At 49.8% G+C, this 17,866-nt stretch carries 10 protein-coding genes; 9 read left to right on the forward strand and 1 reads right to left on the reverse strand.

The features are described from left to right. Positions 1-246: 246 nt before the first annotated feature. The 5 genes from BUE76_RS06300 to mnmE all read left to right on the forward strand — a co-directional run bounded on the left by BUE76_RS06300 (position 247) and on the right by mnmE (position 5,002). Positions 247-1,116, forward strand: a complete 870-nt coding sequence (locus BUE76_RS06300) for a MotA/TolQ/ExbB proton channel family protein (protein ID WP_073040756.1) — start codon at positions 247-249, stop codon at positions 1,114-1,116. Between the two features lie 62 nt (positions 1,117-1,178). Continuing rightward, positions 1,179-1,832: an ExbD/TolR family protein gene (locus BUE76_RS06305; protein ID WP_073040754.1), complete on the forward strand. Its 654-nt coding sequence runs from the start codon at positions 1,179-1,181 to the stop codon at positions 1,830-1,832. Between the two features lie 36 nt (positions 1,833-1,868). Beyond that, positions 1,869-2,435, forward strand: coding sequence for an ExbD/TolR family protein (locus BUE76_RS06310; RefSeq protein ID WP_073040752.1), 567 nt, complete (start codon positions 1,869-1,871; stop codon positions 2,433-2,435). 30 nt (positions 2,436-2,465) lie between these two features. Next, entirely contained in the window at positions 2,466-3,302 is an 837-nt protein-coding gene (locus BUE76_RS06315) for an energy transducer TonB (RefSeq protein WP_073040751.1), read from the forward strand. A 326-nt stretch (positions 3,303-3,628) separates the two neighbouring features. Further along, positions 3,629-5,002 carry a tRNA uridine-5-carboxymethylaminomethyl(34) synthesis GTPase MnmE gene (mnmE, locus tag BUE76_RS06320; protein ID WP_073040749.1) on the forward strand — a complete coding sequence of 458 codons (1,374 nt, stop codon included), beginning with the start codon at positions 3,629-3,631 and terminating at the stop codon, positions 5,000-5,002. A 333-nt stretch (positions 5,003-5,335) separates the two neighbouring features. On the opposite strand, the gene BUE76_RS06325 is transcribed toward mnmE, so the two are convergent. Further along, entirely contained in the window at positions 5,336-8,305 is a 2,970-nt protein-coding gene (locus BUE76_RS06325) for a ligand-binding sensor domain-containing protein (RefSeq protein ID WP_073040747.1), read from the reverse strand. Positions 8,306-8,716: 411 nt separating this feature from the next. On the opposite strand from BUE76_RS06325, the gene BUE76_RS06330 reads away from it, so the two are divergent. From BUE76_RS06330 to BUE76_RS06345, 4 genes are all read left to right on the forward strand, one after another. Beyond that, positions 8,717-9,529, forward strand: a complete 813-nt coding sequence (locus BUE76_RS06330; protein WP_073040746.1) for a hypothetical protein — start codon at positions 8,717-8,719, stop codon at positions 9,527-9,529. A 66-nt stretch (positions 9,530-9,595) separates the two neighbouring features. After that, positions 9,596-12,700, forward strand: a complete 3,105-nt coding sequence (locus BUE76_RS06335) for a SusC/RagA family TonB-linked outer membrane protein (protein WP_083596383.1) — start codon at positions 9,596-9,598, stop codon at positions 12,698-12,700. Between the two features lie 42 nt (positions 12,701-12,742). Continuing rightward, positions 12,743-14,416, forward strand: a complete 1,674-nt coding sequence (locus tag BUE76_RS06340; RefSeq protein ID WP_083596382.1) for a RagB/SusD family nutrient uptake outer membrane protein — start codon at positions 12,743-12,745, stop codon at positions 14,414-14,416. 74 nt (positions 14,417-14,490) lie between these two features. Further along, a complete protein-coding gene (locus BUE76_RS06345; protein ID WP_073040744.1) occupies positions 14,491-17,856 on the forward strand; it encodes a VCBS repeat-containing protein in 3,366 nt (1,121 codons plus the stop codon). Positions 17,857-17,866: the final 10 nt, after the last annotated feature.

A 17,866-nucleotide genomic window follows, 5' to 3' on the forward strand; every position in this document is an offset into this window, starting at 1 on the left:
ATGACGCTTATTAATTCAATAGCTTCAATGCCCTGAAACCTTTGTCCCGCCTTCATTAAAGCTACGCTCCAAATAAGTAACCACCTGATTTCTGTCTGCTTGCATGTAAAAAAAACGCATGTGGGTAGTGATTGGGAAAATTTTTTACCGTTGGTAATATTTCACACAATTTTTCCTTAGAATTGTGCACTTGAAAAACAAAAGCAAAAACAAAATTCTCTTTTCAAATTTCAAAAATTAACGATCATGGCAGAAACAAGACCGACTGCAACCGCGACAGCCGCTAACGTGAAGGCTACCTCTGTGCAACCGAAGAAAAGCAGCAACGCCATTTCCTGGCTCGCTCCCATTTTGTGTATCCTGGCCGGTTACAGTGTTTGGCGTTTTTTGATGGGTAGTGCCGACAACTTCAAGCAACCCGACGCAGCTGGTGGTTTCTGGCCGCACCACGTAGGTCCCAAAGGTGCATTTGCTGCCATCTATGAAGGAGGTATCATCGTTCCCCTGCTGATTGGCCTGCTGTTCATGGTAATCGTATTCTCGATTGAGCGCCTGCTCACCATCAACAAAGCCCTGGGTAAAGGTTCAATCGCCGACTTCATCCGCAAAGTTCAGTATCACCTTGCTAACCGCAACGTAGACGCCGCCCTGGCTGAGTGCGACAAGCAGCGTGGTTCTGTTGCCAACGTAATGAAGGCTGGTCTGCGCCGTTACAAGGAAATGATCAACAACACCGAAATGGACACCGACCAGAAAGTGCTGAGCATCCAGAAAGAAGTAGAAGAAGCTACTGCCCTGGAACTGCCCATGCTGTCGAAGAACCTGGTGTTCCTGTCCACCATCGTATCGCTGGGTACCCTGGTAGCCCTGTTGGGTACGGTAATGGGTATGATCCGTTCTTTCGCCGCCCTGGGTGAAGAAGGTGGTGCCGGTGCTGCTTCCAACCTTGCCGTTGGTATCTCTGAAGCCCTGTACAACACCGCCCTGGGTATCGGTACTTCCGCCCTGTCGCTGGTTATGTACAACGTATTTACCACCAAGATTGACGCGATCACCTACGGTATCGATGAGTCTGGTTTTACCCTCACCCAATCTTTTGCTTCGCTTTACAAATAAGCTGCAAAAAGTTTTGTGGAAACAGGTAACAACTAGCATCTCATTCTAAATTCCTAACAAACATGCCGAGTGTAAAAGTTGCAAGGAAGACTGCAGATACGGATATGACTCCCTTCGTGGACATTGCCTTTCTGATTCTTACCTTCTTTATCATGGCAACCAAGATGAAGCCACCCGAGCCCGTGGAAATTACCACGCCCAACTCGGTGTCGACAAAAGAGTTGCCTGCCAACGATGCCGTAATGGTAGAAATGGACGGTCAAGGCCGTGTATTCTTTACCATGCTGTCGGAGAATGATCCCGAGGCGAAGCTGACCGTGATCCGTAACCTGAACCAGAACAAAAACCTGGGACTGACGGAAAACGAGATGAAGAACTTTGTGAAATCTTACTCCATCGGTGTTCCCTTTACGCAGCTGAAGCCCCTGCTGGCTACGCCTGCCGAACAGCAAAAGGACATCAAGCAGCCCGGTATTCCTGTTCGCGATACCACTAACAACGAGCTGACCACCTGGATCCGCGACGCTGTTACTGCCATGTCGGGTCGTAAACTAAACTACCTGATCAAGGCCGATAACAACGCCAAGTATCCCGATTTCAAGCACGTGTTGACCGCGTTCAAGAAAAACGACATCTACAAATTCCAGCTGGTAACCTCTCCTGAAGATGTACCTGCTGGTACCGACCTGGCACGTAGCCGCGCCGGTGCCCAATAAGTAAACAAGATCAATTCATCAAATTAACCAAACGGTATGGCTTCATTAGATACTGGTGGTGGCGACGTTGGCCATAAGAAAGGCCCGGGGGTCAAGAAGCAAAAGAAAATGTCTACCCGGATAGACATGACCCCGATGGTGGATCTGGGCTTCCTGCTCATTACCTTCTTCATCTTTACCTCTACCATGAGCACGCCCGCTACAATGGACCTGTTCATGCCCAAGGATACCGATAAGGACGAAGAGCAGAACAAAGCCAAGGAGTCTGGAGCGCTGACGGTAATGATGAGCAAAGACAACCACGTATATTATTACGAAGGTCAGCTTGCTCCCGATGCGTCCAACTTTAAAAGCACCAACTTCGATCCGGAATCCGGCATTCGTAAGGTGATCATGGACAAAAAACGCAGCACCAACGCTGAAGACCTGGTGATTGTAATCAAACCCGGAAAGGAAGCTACCTACAAAAACACGGTAGATATCCTGGACGAGATGACGATCAACGAGGTGAAGCGTTTTGCGCTGGTGGACATCTCCGAAGTTGAGGAACAGCTGATCGCTGCAACTGAAGGTGGTGGCGCGCCTGCCCCTGCAGCACAGTAATTGTAACGCAACCCATTTTAAACAACAAGCATGGAAGCAAATAAAATTCTGAGTGCCGATGTTTTGGATATCCTGTTTGAAGACAGGAACAAGGCCTACGGTGCTTATGAACTGCGCAGATCCTATAACAAGCGCATCTGGCTGGCGCTTGGTATTACTGCTGCCCTGGCACTTGCGCTCTTCCTCTACAGCTTTATTTCGAAGTCGCTTGCCGACAACGATAAAGCCGCGCTGGAGATCAAGGAAGTAGTGTTGGAAGACATCAAGCAGGAAGAAGAGAAAAAGCCCGAGCCACCTCCGCCGCCCCCGCCGCCAAAGCAGGAGCCGCCCAAAGTGGAAATGACCAAATTCACACCTCCCAAGATCGTTAAAGATGAAGAGGTGAAGAAGGAAGACATTCCACCAGAGGTTGAAAAGCTTGAAGACACCAAAATCGACGTAATCAGCCAGGAAGGTGAAAAAGATCTCGGTCTTGCAGCGCCTCCCGTAGTTGATGCCGGTAAAGGTGTTGTGGAAGCGCCCAAAGTAGAAGACGAAAACAAAGTATTCGAAAAAGTGGAAGTTGATGCCTCCTTCGTTGGTGGCGAGAGCGCCTGGCGCCGCTTCCTGGAGCGCAACCTGAACCCCAGTACACCTGTTGACAATGGTGCGCCTTCGGGTACTTACACTGTAGTAGTACAGTTCATCGTGGACAAAGGCGGTAACGTTTCCGACGTTAAAGCCCTGAGCAACCACGGCTTCGGTATGGAAGAAGAAGCAGTTAAGGTTATCAAGCGCGGTCCCAAGTGGACGCCTGCTATCCAGAACGGCCGTAACGTAAACGCCTACCGTAAGCAGCCCATCACCTTCGTGGTAGCTGAAGAATAATGGAACGTTAGACGTAAACCGTCAACCGTGAAATAATAGAGCCCCCTGCGTGCGCAGGGGGCTTTTTCGTGACCGCAGATTTGTGTGATTGGAAATGATTTGTATGATCGGTTAAAGAAGGTGCAGGATCAATACCAATCTTGTATTTTCTGAGTATGGCTACAAACAATAATCATTGTCTGCTATAATCCATTTGAAATAATAAAGTTTGTAAGCCAATCCTACCTAGCGAATAAGAACGCTGTTCAGAACGCGGTAATGTGCCGGCCAGGGATCATACAAATCATTTTAAATCATACAAATCTGCGGTTCTACCTTTGCAGCCTATGAGCTTAAAGCTTTCCGGTTGGGATGATACGATTGTAGCACTGGCAACACCCCCCGGTGTGGGTGCTATTGGCGTGCTGCGCCTTAGTGGTGCCCAAGCCATCGATGTGGTGAATGGCCTGTTCCCTGCAAAAGATTTGCATGCGCAGCCATCGCATACCCTGCATGTAGGTGCTATAAAAAAGGGCGGAGAGGTGCTGGATGAAGTAGTGATATCGCTCTTCAAAAATCCGCGCAGCTATACCGGTGAAGATGTAGTGGAAATCTCCTGTCATGGTTCCCCCTATGTACAGCAAAGGGTGCTGGAAGCCTGCATTGCTGCCGGTGCACGACTGGCCAAACCCGGTGAGTTTACCCAACGCGCTTTCCTTAATGGCAAGCTTGATCTTACCCAGGCTGAAGCTGTTGCCGACCTTATTGCAGCCAATACAAAAGCCTCGCAAAAAACCGCTCTGCATAATATACGCGGTGGCTTTTCTACGGTGCTCAGTGCACTGCGCGAACAGTTGATCCGCTTTTCCGCATTGATCGAACTCGAACTGGATTTTTCGCAGGAAGACATTGAGTTTGCCGACCGTACTGACCTTAAAAACCTCGTAACAGCAATCCTGAACCAGACCGGTTCCCTGCTGCAATCCTTCCAATTGGGTAATGTCATCCGGAATGGCGTGAGTGTAGCCATCATCGGAAAACCCAATGCAGGTAAATCTACATTGCTCAATGCCCTGTTGAATGAAGAACGGGCCATCGTGAGTGACATTCCCGGTACCACACGCGACACCATTGAAGAAACCCTCAACATTGACGGTATCCTGTTCCGGTTGATTGATACAGCCGGTATACGCAGCCACAGTGTTGATGCCATCGAACTGGTAGGTATTGAGCGCAGCCTGCAAAAGCGCCGCGAGGCCGACCTGGTACTGTACCTGTTTGATGCCACCAGTACAACGCCTGATGAACTGCTGAAAGTAGCCGATGACCTCAGGACTGAAGGCATTCGTTATTTGCTGGTAGGTAATAAGGCGGACCTGACAAGCGCCAACAACCTGAAGTTTGGCCAGGAGACATTGCTCATTGCTGCAAAAACTGGTACCGGTATCGACACCCTGCGCCAACGGATGGTAGCAGTTGTGTTACAGGAAAACACTTTGGGTGAAAACGTTGTAGTAACCAATGCCCGCCACTACCATGCATTGAAGGAAGTACAGCAATCCCTGCAAGAAGTTTTGAATGGATTGGATTTGAATATTCCCGGCGACCTGCTGGCTCTGGACATCCGTCGCAGCCTGCACTACCTGGGCGAGATCACCGGTGAGGTGACGAATGAAGACCAGTTGGATTTTATTTTTTCAAAGTTCTGTATCGGAAAGTGACCGGTCTTTCTTTAAGTTGCATTTAGTATAGTTTTTCCTGCTTTTAGCAGCACTTTCCTTGTCATTGCTTTGGTTACTTATCTCGCCTCAGTCATTATGCACTAAGGTGTTTTTGAGATAAGCTCTAGCAAACGAAGTTCTTGTGATCATAACAAAATCAGCACTGCTGCAGTCAAGCGACCAAATGCTGTCGTTTATTTCTGTTTGCAAAAAAAGGTATTCAGCCCTGTTGAAACGATTATATTTTGTTTATGGCATCTAAACAGGCAGTAAAACTGCTTTCTTTGATTGCAGCAGCTGGTGCCTTTGGCAATTTGATACCGTTTTTGCACTTTAATTCTGTGACCCGGTTTGTATGCTATTCAGCGATGCTTTCAAATCCGGTGCTGCATGAGGGCCTTTCTTGATTTCAAGGCTTAGCATGAATTGCGACAGGTTTACCTCTGTGGCTAGTTGCAGTTTTTTGCGCAACCGGTAACGCCCTATTTCCACGCCACGCACGGAAATATTCATTAGCTGCGCAATTTCTTTGCTGGAAAGATTCATGCGTAGGTAAGCACATAGCTTCAGTTCGTGTGGTTTCAAATCCGGATATCTTTCTTTCAGCATCAACAGAAAGTCATTATGAACTTTATTAAAGTGGACTGCAAATTGCTCCCAGTCTTCGTTTAATTTTTCCTCGTCACTTAATATGCGGATTACCTTTTTAAGGTCGTTCAGGGGCTCTAAATGCTTTGGATTTTTGTTCAGGCGCTGTAGTTCGTCTTTGATCTTGGTGAGCAGTTCTCCTTTTTGCACCAGGTGCATGGCAATGGACGCCAGTTCGGAGTTCTTGTATTCCAGTTCCGCGTTCTTGTATTCTATTTCTGCTTCCAGCTTTTCATTTTTCAGCTTTACAATTTCCTTTTCGTTTTTATCAATTTCCAGCTGATGGAGGTACTGCAGGTGTTCCTGCTCTTCGCTGTGTTTTTGCTGCTGGCGCAAAAAACGTTTTTGCTGTCTTTTGTACAGCAAAAAGGCGCCGAGGCAAGCCAAAATAAAATACGCCGCAAACGCCCAGGCCGTTGCGTACCAGGGCGGAAGCACCACAAAAGAATAGCTGCTGACGGTCGATTCGTTTCCGAGATTGTTTCTTGCCTTCACCTTGAACGTGTAGCTTCCTGCCGGCAGCGCGGTGTATTCTTTTTCGGTTTTTTTACTCCATTCCGACCAGCCTTTATCCAGGCCTTCGAGCTGAAAGGCATACTCAATATTTGCCTGCTGTTCGTAAAAAGGTGCCGAGTAAGAAAAGTGAAAAGAATTACGGTTGTGCTCAAGTTCGGCCTTGCTGACCTTTTTTCCAGCCGCACTGTTATAGCCCCCATATAGAAGGGTGTCTGTTTTACCGATGGCTTCCACCGAGCGGATCAAAACGTTCAGGCTGTGGGTATGGCTTTTATATTGCTCATAATTGATGTGGTAAAATCCTTTTTCGGCGCCAACCAAGATATTATTTTGATTGATGGGGTAGATATGCTCGTAGCCACTTACGATTTTTCGATTCAGCTCCGGCAGGTAAATGATTTTTGGCTTTAGGGTAGAAAAGTCAGCCACGCCCACGCTTTTTTCGTGGATAAACCAAATGTTGCCGGCTGCATCCTCTTTCAAGTAGCGAACGCTGGTGGTACCAAATACCGGTCGAAAGTACTCCGACGGTTCAAAGCGGTCTTTAGCCGGATCATACTCGTATATGCCGTGGATGGTAGCAACGACCATCCGGCCTTTCACTTTAAATACATGGTTGTCGAGCGAGGAGGGCAACCCGTCTTTACTGGTGTATAGCTTTCGGGATTTTTGATCAGGTCCTTCAAACAGGTAAATGCCTTGGTAAGGGTGGGAGGCCCATATGCGGTTTTCGTTGTCTACCACCAGAAAACGAGCTGATTCATCAAATGCCGGTATTGGTCGGGCAGACGCCATTGCACTGGTGCCGGTATTGAATAAGCTGATGCCGTGGTAATTGCCGGCAAGCACCTGGCTATCGCCATTAGTGTTTTGGTAGGGTTGAAAAGTCCAGTACCCTGTACCTTTTGCAATAGGCACGGCATGGGTGCCTTTTAGGGAAAACAAACCATCATGGCCACCAAGCAAAAGCAAATTGCCAAAGAGCCCCAGGCCATAAACCTGCCCTTCCGCGCCTGCCACGGGATGATAAGCGCTGGTGGCAAAGCTGTAATCTTTTAGTTTAGGCAGTTCCAGCCGATACAGCCCGTTGGAAAGTCCAAGGTAAAGCTGATTTGCATACACCAAGGCGGCATAACCGCTGCCATCGTTGAAAACGGCCGGATTGATTTTTTTAATGGCATTGTTGTAGGCAATAAAATCAATGCCGCCTTCCAGGCCTACCCATATATTTTTATTAGCGTCCTGAAAAAGGTTGGTGATGCGGTTGTTCTGCAGGCCGGTTTCCCGGCTAAAGTTCTGGATTACCTCACCGCTCATACGCACGATATAACATCCATTTGCACTGCTCCCCAAAGCCATTGTTTCCCCATCCAGCCGAACGGCCGTGGTAAAATGCATGCCCGCCGGAAAGCGGGCCTGTTTCAGGGTAAATGGAGCGATTTTCCCTGGTGTAAGCAAAAGCATGCCCTTATTAACCGTGGTAATGATCATGCTGTCAGCACCGCAACTGGTAAATGCACTGATGCGGAGCTCGCTGGTGAGTGGTTCCGGCAGGTTGAGGTGCTGCCATTGGCTGCCATCCCACTGGAAAAAGCCCGCTTTCAGGTCGTAAGCGTAAACCTTGTTGCTGCCCGATCCGATAAAACCCCAGCCGTTTTTGCTGGGAAATACCGACATGCTGCCATTTTGCAGGCGAAATATTTTGTTGCTGGTCCGGAAAAAAACATGGTTTCCCTGAAACTGGATATTCCATACATCGGCAAAAGGCCGGTGATTCCTGGGCACTATGTGTATCAGCGAAGTAAAAGATAGCCGGCCTGCAGCGTCCGGGCTGAAATAACCGATCTCGTCCTGGCCGCCTACATAAATCTTTCCATCGGGCGCAATGGCCACTGACCGTACAATGGTTTTATTGGGGAGCGGGTATAGCTTCCAGTAAGTACCGTCAAAACACAAAAGACCTTCGTTATTAGCAAAATACATAATGCCGTTTGCATCCTGGGCTATTTCCCGGTTTTGTGCACCGGCATTGTAGATGTTTTTGTCAAAATTGTCAGTTACCGGCAGCCCGATGGTATTTTGGGCAATGGCGGTAGCGGACCAGGTTACTAAAATAAATGCAAGCAGTTTCCTCAGCATACAGTAGCGCAACTAATGACGGAAAGGTACAAGGAATCGAAGATGTACTACAGATGTAGTGAAAAAGCATTGAAAACGAAGGCTTTTTAGCACCAGATGTAGTAGGGATGTAGTATAAAATGCAAGTGGGATGATGCAAGGAAGGTACTTTTGATGTTCGGCTGTACTGCAAAAATGCGGTTCTGGCCATACCGTTAACTGCGAATGCCTGTATATGAAACCTGATTGCTTTTTTCGCTGGCTACTTTCACTTCCGCATAATAATGCTATTGCCGGCCGCCATTCTGGCAGCCAAGGCCCATGTGCCGGGTCTGCTGGGCCCAGTGCAATAGCATCTTCCTGGGCTTGTATAACCTGCATCTTTTTCCACGCCTTATTCCTTACTATTTCTTTTTATCAACAATCTGCTATATGAAACTTAAATCGACTCCGACACACCTTACTGTTGGGCTGTTTGCTGCTTTCCTTTTGGCATCTGGCTGCTCCAAGGACGAAGGAACCCTTGGCAGCCCGGCAAAAGCTTCTTTTACGGCAACGCCTGTACCCGGCAGGGTTAACACCTTTGTCTTAGAAAGCACTTCCGAAAATGCATTTGCCTTCCAGTGGGATAAAGGCACAGGCAATTTTGTAAAAGGCAGCAAGATTGATACGGCTTATTTTCCTTTGAAGGGAAACTATACCATCAAGCTTCGGGCATTTGGAAGGGGCGGCTACGACAGCACCGGGCAGGCAGTAACGGCAACCGTTGATGATATTTTAAACGACCCCAATTTCAAGCTGTTGACTGCTAAAAGCTGGAAACTGGATCCCAATGGTGCCAATACCATTATTGTAGGTACAGAAAACAACCCGGCCGCATATTTTGGCGGCGGCCCGCTTTCCGATTGCCAGTTGGATGATTTGTATACGTTTTCCACTACGCTTAAGCTGACCTACAACGCCAATGGGTCTACCTTCAATGCCGGGAACATTCAGCCGAACTATACCTGTAGCGGCGACCGCTCATTTGCCAACGCCAGCTATTTGTTTGACCCAAGAAAGCCCGCACAGGGTGCCGGTATTGCTTCTATCACACTGTCGGCCCCGGTACCCAACCAGTTTATTGGCGTAACAGATATTTCCTCCAACAATTACCGGATTATTTCTATTTCACCCACCGCCATGGTGCTGCGCTCTGGGCTGCCCGGCGAAACCGTGCACCAGTTCAAGTTTATAGCCCAATAAGAATTACGCGCAGCAAGCCTTCGGGTTTGCCTATTACAACACAGTTAAACATTTTAAAAGCTGCATATGAATCTGAAAACCCTTTTTTTTTCAGCCATCCTGATGCTGTTGTGCTTCTTTGCAGAAGCGCAGGCACAGAATGTACCGGTAACCGGGCGTGTCACCCGCAAAACCAATGGGGAGCCGCTGTCCGGTGCCACCATTACCCTCAAAGGCAGTACTACTTATACTGTTTCCAATGATAGCGGAGTGTATACTATTTCCGTTCCGCGCAACGGCTCCTCGCTGCTGGTGTCTTACACAGGCATGGCTAATCAGGAAGTGCCGGTTAACGGCGCAAGCGTGGTTAACATCGTACTCGACGAAATAGCCACTTCTATGAACGAAGTAGTGGTGGTGGGATACGGTCGGCAACGCCGGGGCAATGTAACCGGTGCCATTGCTACGGTAAACAGCAAGGAACTGACGCAAAGCCCCGTAGCTGATATGAGTACTGCGCTGCAGGGACGTGTGCCTGGCATCATCAGCAAGCAGGCATCGGGCGAACCCGGTGCCGATGCGGCCGCCCTGTACATCCGTGGTAACTCCACTTTCGCGGGCAGCATGCAACCCTTGTTTGTGGTGGACGGTATTGTGCGGGATCAGCGCGACTTTTCGCAACTGGATCCCAACGAGATTGAATCGGTGAGCGTGTTGAAAGATGCTTCTTCTGCTGCCATCTTTGGGGTGAAAGGTGCCAACGGCGTTATTCTGGTGACCACCAAAAGGGGCCGCTCCGGCAAAATATCTACCAACTACTCCTTTAACTATGGCATACAAAAAGTAACCAGGTTCAACGACAACCTGGGCGCTTATGAATATGCCACCTTGCTGAACGAGGCGCTTTTGAACGATAACCTGCCGTTGGCCTTTACCAACGAGCAGATTGAAAAATACCGCACCGGTGCCGATCCGGTGTTGTACCCAAATACCGACTGGCAGCGTTTGGTACTGGGCGGCAACGCACCGCAGATGCAGCACAATCTTTCCTTCAACGGTGGCTCCGACAAGGTGCGGTATTTTGCCTCACTGGGCTACCTGGATCAGGATGGCTTGTACAAGTCGTTGAACTACAAACGCTATAATGTGCGCACCAACCTGGACATGCAGGTTACCCGTACCACCAAGTTCTCGGTGGACATTTCGGGCCGCATTGAAGACCGCACAGCGCCCACTACCGGTATTTCCGGCATCTTTGAACATACTACCCGCAACCCGCCCACCATTCCTGCTTATTATAATGGTGTAGGTTATGCGCAGGTAGGTTCCTATGTAAACACGCTGCGGGCCATTGACCCTGCCGCTGGCTACAACGACAACGAAGCCACGGTGCTGCTCTCAACCTTCCAGTTGGAACAGCAGATTCCATGGGTAAAAGGTCTTTCGCTGAAAGGCGTACTTGCTTACGACAAACGTTTTTTCTACAATAAGCGGTTTAGCGATAACGTATATGTATATACCGCCAACCCGGCTAACCCAACGGGCTACGACCGTTCGGCTTATCAGAACCCCAGCGTAGGCGAAAGTTTTACGCAGGTGCGGGCCACCGAACTGCAAGGTCATATCAATTATGAAAACAGGTTTGGCAAGCACGGTGTTTCAGCGCTTGTATTGCTGCTGCAGAAAGAATCGCCTTCTAATGGATTCAATGCCTCCCGCTCGGGTTACGAGTTTTCTACGTTTGACGTACTGGACCAAGGACCAGCTACCAACCCTGCCGGTGTAATTACGGAAACCATTGGCGGATGGAAAGACCGTACCGCGCTGCGCAGTGCCGCTGCCCGGGTAAACTATGATTATGACAACCGCTTCTTATTTCAGGCCAGCCTGCGCCGTGATCAGTCGGAGAACTTTGCGCCTGATGTACGTACCGGTTATTTCCCTGCATTTTCTGCCGGATGGGTACTTTCGAACGAGAAATTCATGGATGCTACTGATTCCTGGCTCAGCTATCTGAAAATCAAGGGATCCTGGGGTAAGTTGGGAAGCGATGCCCTTGGCAGCGGTGCCCGCTTTCTGTACCTGGCCAGGTATGGTTCTGTGGCGGCAAACTACGCCATTGGTGGTACCGTGGTGCCTGGCTTGAACCCCACCGCCGCTAACCCGCTGGTAAGTTGGGAAAGTTCGACAAAATCGGATGTGGGTTTTGAAGCACGTCTTTTTAACGGGCTGTTTGGTCTGGAGGTAGACTTATTTAAAGAACACCGTACAAATATCCTGGCTACCCGCTCTGCGCAGATTCCTGCAACTTTCGGCGGACCGCTGCCGGCCGAGAACATCGGTGAAACCGAAAACCGCGGCGTGGAAATTTCAATCAACCACGACAAACGCATCAGCAAAGACCTGTCGTACAGTGTCCGTGCAAACCTGACGCTGACCAACAACAAGATCATCTATGCCGCCCAGGCCAATAATGTGCCCGACGCTTTTAAAGTGGCTGGTCATCCCATTGGCTCTTATTTTGGTTACAAAGCCATCGGTATTCTTCGCGACTCGGCTGCTTTCAAGGCCTACGGTAAGCAGACACAGTATCCCGTTCAACTCGGCGATATTATGTATGAGGATGTAAACAATGATGGAAAGATCGACAATGCCGACCGGCAGTTCTTGAGCACTGGTCCCGTGCCTTTGGCAGTGTATGGTATTTCCGGTGGTATCAACTTCAAAGGTCTTGAACTGAACTTCCTGTTCCAGGGCGCTGCCAAAACAAATATGCAGCTAACCAACAATGCCGGATTTGCATTCTTTAATGGTGGCCGTGTTACAAGCGAGTGGCTTGACCGCTGGACGCCGGACAACCCGAATGCAGCATTCCCGCGCTTGTCTACCAACGCCACTGCCAGCACCAACAACTACCAGATTCCTGGTGCCCCGCCGTATGGAATTGGTGCCAACAGCTTCTGGATTCAGGATGCTTCTTACCTGCGCCTGAAAAACGTAGAGCTGGCTTATACATTCAAGCCTGTCTTTCTGTCGAAAGTGGGTGTGAGTCAATTGCGGGTATACGCAACAGGTCAGAACCTGGCAACCTTTACCAATATCCGGAACGTAGACCCCGAGAACACAGACGCTGGTGGCTGGTACTATCCAGTGCAGTCGGTATACAACTTTGGTGTAAACCTCCAGTTTTGATTTTTGGCCAACTGTAAATAACTACTATCAACAAACGATTTTATGATTGTTAATAAACTGAAACAATTTGCATCCTTGCTGCTGGTTGTGGTGCTGGCCGGTTCCTGTAAAAAGGACCTGCTTGACATCAAGCCAAGCGATGCCTTGTCGGATGCCGACGTGTGGACCGATTTACAATATGTGAACCGATTCTTGAATAACATATATGGAACCCTCCCCAGTGGCTTTGCCCGTGCCGACCAGGGCGTAGCCAACGGATGGGCGCGTGGCATGAGTGCCTTTGCCATGGCTACCGACGATGCCGAAGCCAACAACCTGGCAGCTTCTACACATACCCTAAACCAGGGCGTGATCCCCACTACCTGGGGCTACTCCGAGGACATGTGGAACCAGCACTACGCAATAATTCGTAAATGCAATATCCTGTTGGGAAGGATTGACGAAGTGCCTGGCGAAGCTACCCTGAAGGCCCGCATGAAAGGCGAAGCACAGTTTCTGCGGGCATTTGCCTACGAGGAACTGATCAAGTGCTTTGGCGGCGTGCCCCTGATTTTAACCGCCGGAACGCCTGATGAAGCGATTGTTGCCCGCAACTCCTACGAGGAGTGTGTAACCCAGATTATTGCAGATTGCGATGCAGCGGCTGCAAACTTGTCCGCAACTTACCCGGCCTCCGAAATGGGCCGTGCTACCAAGGTTGCTGCGCTTTCCCTTAAAGCACGGGTACTCCTTTATCGTGCCAGCCCCTTGAATAATACCAGCAGCAGTGCAGCACTCTGGAAGCAAGCTGCCGATGCAGCAAAAGCGGTAATGGCATTTGGCCCTGCTCCGGGCAGCGGCGACTATGGCCTGCACCCCGATTATTACAAAACCTTTATTGACAAGGTGGGCAACAAGGAAATCATTTTTGCACGCAAATTTCAAAATCCCAACGTACAGCCAAGCGATGGTGCCCGTGCCAAATGGTATATGAGCGTGCCGGGTGTAGGCGATGGTGCCTGGGGCAGCTTTTCGCCCACCCAAAACCTGGTGGACGCTTACGAAATGAAAAATGGTAAGCCTATCAGCGATCCTTCGTCTGGCTACAATCCACAGGATCCTTATAAAGACCGGGACAGCCGACTGGATAAATCGGTATTGCACCAGGGCTCTAAGTATAAGATGGGCGTGATCATTGAAACTTACCGCGGTGGCAACACCAACAACTCCAACCGCCTGGATAGCTCCAAGACCGGTTATGGTTTGCTGAAAATGGTGGATACTTCCAAGTATGGCGCTGCCGGTGGTGCAGACAACGACTGGATTTTCATCCGCTATGCCGAAGTGCTGTTGAATTATGCCGAAGCGCAAAACGAAGCAGTTGGTCCCGATGCATCGGTGTACGATGCAATAAACCAGGTGCGTGCCCGCTCGGGCCAGCCTGCGCTTTTCGGTTTGTCGCAGGCCGACCTGCGCGAACGCATTCGCAATGAACGCAGGGTAGAACTTTCTTTTGAAGAGCACCGGTTTTTTGATGTGCGCCGCTGGAAGCTTGGATCGGCATTATTCGAAGAACCGATCCGCAAGGTAAGCATCACCCGTAATCCTGACGGTACCTTTAGTTATGCTTACCCCGTATGGGAAGACCGCACTTTTAAAGATTTCCAAAACCTGATGCCTATTCCGCAATCGGAGATTGACCGCAACGCCCAGTTGGTTCAAAACCCGGGGTACTAGTTTCAGCTTTTTATGTATCATGGACTTCGGCGCTTGCCGGAGTCCATTTCTATCTTTATCTGCACTGATTGTTTATGCCGAAACGTGTTGTACTGATTTCTTTTCTTTTATGTGTCCTGGTTGCCTGCCGGCAGCAGCATACCTTATTTGAAAAGCTGCCCGAAAGTGAAACGGGTATTAATTTTACAAACACCATCACGGAAGACCAGGCGCAAAACGTATTTACTTACCAATATTATTACAATGGCAACGGCGTAGCCATTGGCGACATCAACAACGACGGCCTTGCCGATGTTTTTTTTACCGGCAATAAAACACCCTCCAAACTATACCTCAACAAAGGCGGTTTTCGCTTTGAAGATATTACGGCAACAGCCGGTGTAGCGGGCAAAGACGCCTGGCGCACCGGTGCCAATATGGTAGATATCAACGGTGATGGTCTGCTCGATATTTACGTTTGTTATTCGGGCTTTGGCTCCGATACCGACCGCGCCAACCAGTTGTTTATCAACCAGGGCACGGGGAAAAATGGTGTTCCTTCTTTTTCTGAACAAGCTGCGGCTTACGGTATTGATGCTCCAGGTACCTACACCAGCCAGGCGGCATTTTTCGATTTTGACCAGGATGGCGATTTAGATATGTTTTTGCTGAACCATGCCGCCGAGTTTTATTCTCCTTTTTTCAACACTACCCACCTCCGCAATTTGCGCCATCCTAAATATGGCAACCGGCTTTATCGCAACGATGCGGGTAAATTTTCAGATATCAGCGCCAGCGCCGGCATTTACGGCAGTGGCCTCAATTTCGGCCTGGGTATCGCAATCAGCGATATCAATAACGATGGCCTGTCCGATATTTTGGTGAGCAACGATTTTCACGAGCAGGATTTCTGTTACCTCAATAAAGGCGACGGCACTTTTAAAGAGATTGCCCAGCAGGCATTTCCGCACATGAGCCGCAATACCATGGGCCTCGACATAGCCGATTACAACAACGACCTGCTGCCCGATGTGGTGACGATGGACATGCTGCCCGAAACAAATTACCGCCAGAAAATATTGCAGGGCCCCGACGAGTACGACAAATACACCCTGATGGTAGACAGCGGCTACGGGCACCAAAACAACCGCAACGTGCTGCAACTGAACCGTGGCAGCGACGCTAACGGCATGCCTGTTTTCAGCGAGATCGGCCAACTGGCCGGCGTGTCGAATACCGACTGGAGCTGGGCCGCTCTTTTCGCTGATTTGGATAACGATGGCTGGAAAGACCTGTTTATAACTAACGGCTACCTGCGGGAATCCACCAACCTTGATTTCATGAAGTATCAGGTGGCTGAAGCGTACCAGCAGGCCGTGACAAAAGGCCTCGACGTTTCCACCAGGGAAAGCTACGAACGCAATATGCCCCTGTACGACCTGGTACAGAAAATGCCTTCCACCAAAATCAGCAACTATGCCTTTCGCAACAGCGGCGACCTTCGGTTTACCGACGAAAGCAAAGCCTGGGGTCTCGATGAGCCCGGTGTAAGCAATGGCGCGGCCTATGCAGATTTGGACAATGATGGCGACCTCGACCTCATTGTGTGCAACAACAACGATCCGGCTTGGGTGTATCGAAACAACACGGACAGGCAAAAGGAAAATAACTTCATCAGGATAAAGCTCACCGGCAGCAAAGGCAATACGTTTGGCCTGGGTGCAAAAGTGGTTGTAACTACGGTATCGGGCAGCCAGCTTCAGGAGCAATACCCCGTGCGGGGCTACCAGTCCTCGGTAGATTATGTGCTCAATTTTGGTTTGGGAAAAGAAAAGGAGGTTAAGGAAGTAAAAGTGCTGTGGCCGCGTGGCGGTGTGTCGGTGCTCCGCAATCCGGCCATCAATAAGGCACACTTGATTAAGGAACAGCAGCGGAGCGAAAGCCAGACTCCTGAAAAGGCTACCCCTGCATTTTTTACCGATGTAACCCCCACCAGCGGGCTCAGGTTCCGGCACCAGGAAAACGAGTTTGTTGATTTTAAAAGAGAATACCTTATTCCGTACCAGCTTTCGCGCCAGGGTGCCCGGATGAGCAAGGGCGATGTAAACGGCGATGGCCTTGAGGATGTGTACATTGGCGGCGCTGCCGAACAAAGCGGCGCCCTGTTTCTGCAAACTGCCGATGGGCGTTTTGTAAAGGGAAGTGAAAAGCCTTGGCAATCCGACGCCATTTATGAAGATGTTGGTTCCCTGTTTTTGGACGCCGATAGAGACGGCGATCTCGACCTGTACGTGGTAAGCGGCGGAAGCGAGTGGTCGGGAGCAGTACCGGGCCTGCAGGACCGATTATATGAAAACGACGGAAAGGGCAATTTCAGGCGCCAGCCCCTTGCGCTGCCCCGGGAAGCGTTTAGCGGCAGTTGTGTAACGGCTGCGGATTTTGATAAAGACGGCGACCTCGACCTGTTTGTAGGCGCCCGCTCTATTCCAGGCCGATACCCGTTTAGCGAAGGCAATATGATCCTGCGCAACGACGGCGGTGCGCAAGGCCTCAAGTTTACCGACGTTACTGATGGCTTAGCGGGTGTACATTTTACCAACACAGGCATGGTAACGGATGCAACATGGTCCGATATAGACAAGGATGGTTGGATGGACCTGATAGTGGTAGGCGACTGGATGCCTGTTAAAATTTACCGCAACGAGCAGGGCAAAAAGCTAAGCGACATTACTGCAAAATGGGGCCTGGAAAAAACAGGCGGCTGGTGGTGCAAGATCCTTCCTGCTGATGTGGATAAAGATGGCGATGTTGATTTTATTGTGGGCAACGCCGGTACCAACTCGCAGTTCCGGGCAAATGAGCAGGAGCCGCTTATTACTTATGCCGGACCTTTTGCTCCCGATGGTTCGATCGTGCCCCTGATGACTTATTATGTTCAGCATGCCAGCTATCCGTTCAACTCCCGCGATGAGGTGGTGGAAAAAATGCCGGCACTGAACAAGCGCTTTTTGCGCTACGCCGATTTTGCCAATGCCACCATCAACGACATCCTCTCGCCTGAGCAGCTGGCCGCAGCGGCCAAGCTGTACATCTACAACACACAGTCTTCCTTGCTGATTAATGAAGGCAGCCGCTTTTCCCTCAAACCCCTGCCATTGGAAGCGCAGTTTAGCATGGCCAACGGCATATTGTACAAAGACTTTACCGGCGATGGGAAAGAAGACATTCTGCTTACCGGCAATTTTTATCCCTTCAGGGTGCAGCAGGGGCGGTCCGATGCCAGCATCGGCTCTTTGCTCATGGGTAATGGAAAAGGAAGTTTTACGCCGGTAGCTGCTTCAAAAAGCGGGCTGCTGGTTAAGGGTGATGTGCGGGATATGCTGGAACTAAACGGCGGCAAAAAAACGTGGATTGTAGTATCAAAGAACAACGATTCGGTTCAGGTACTGTCCCGCAACTGATTAAATAATA

Origin of the sequence: Cnuella takakiae (assembly GCF_001953305.1) — a bacterium.
GTDB lineage: Bacteria > Bacteroidota > Bacteroidia > Chitinophagales > Chitinophagaceae > Flavisolibacter > Flavisolibacter takakiae.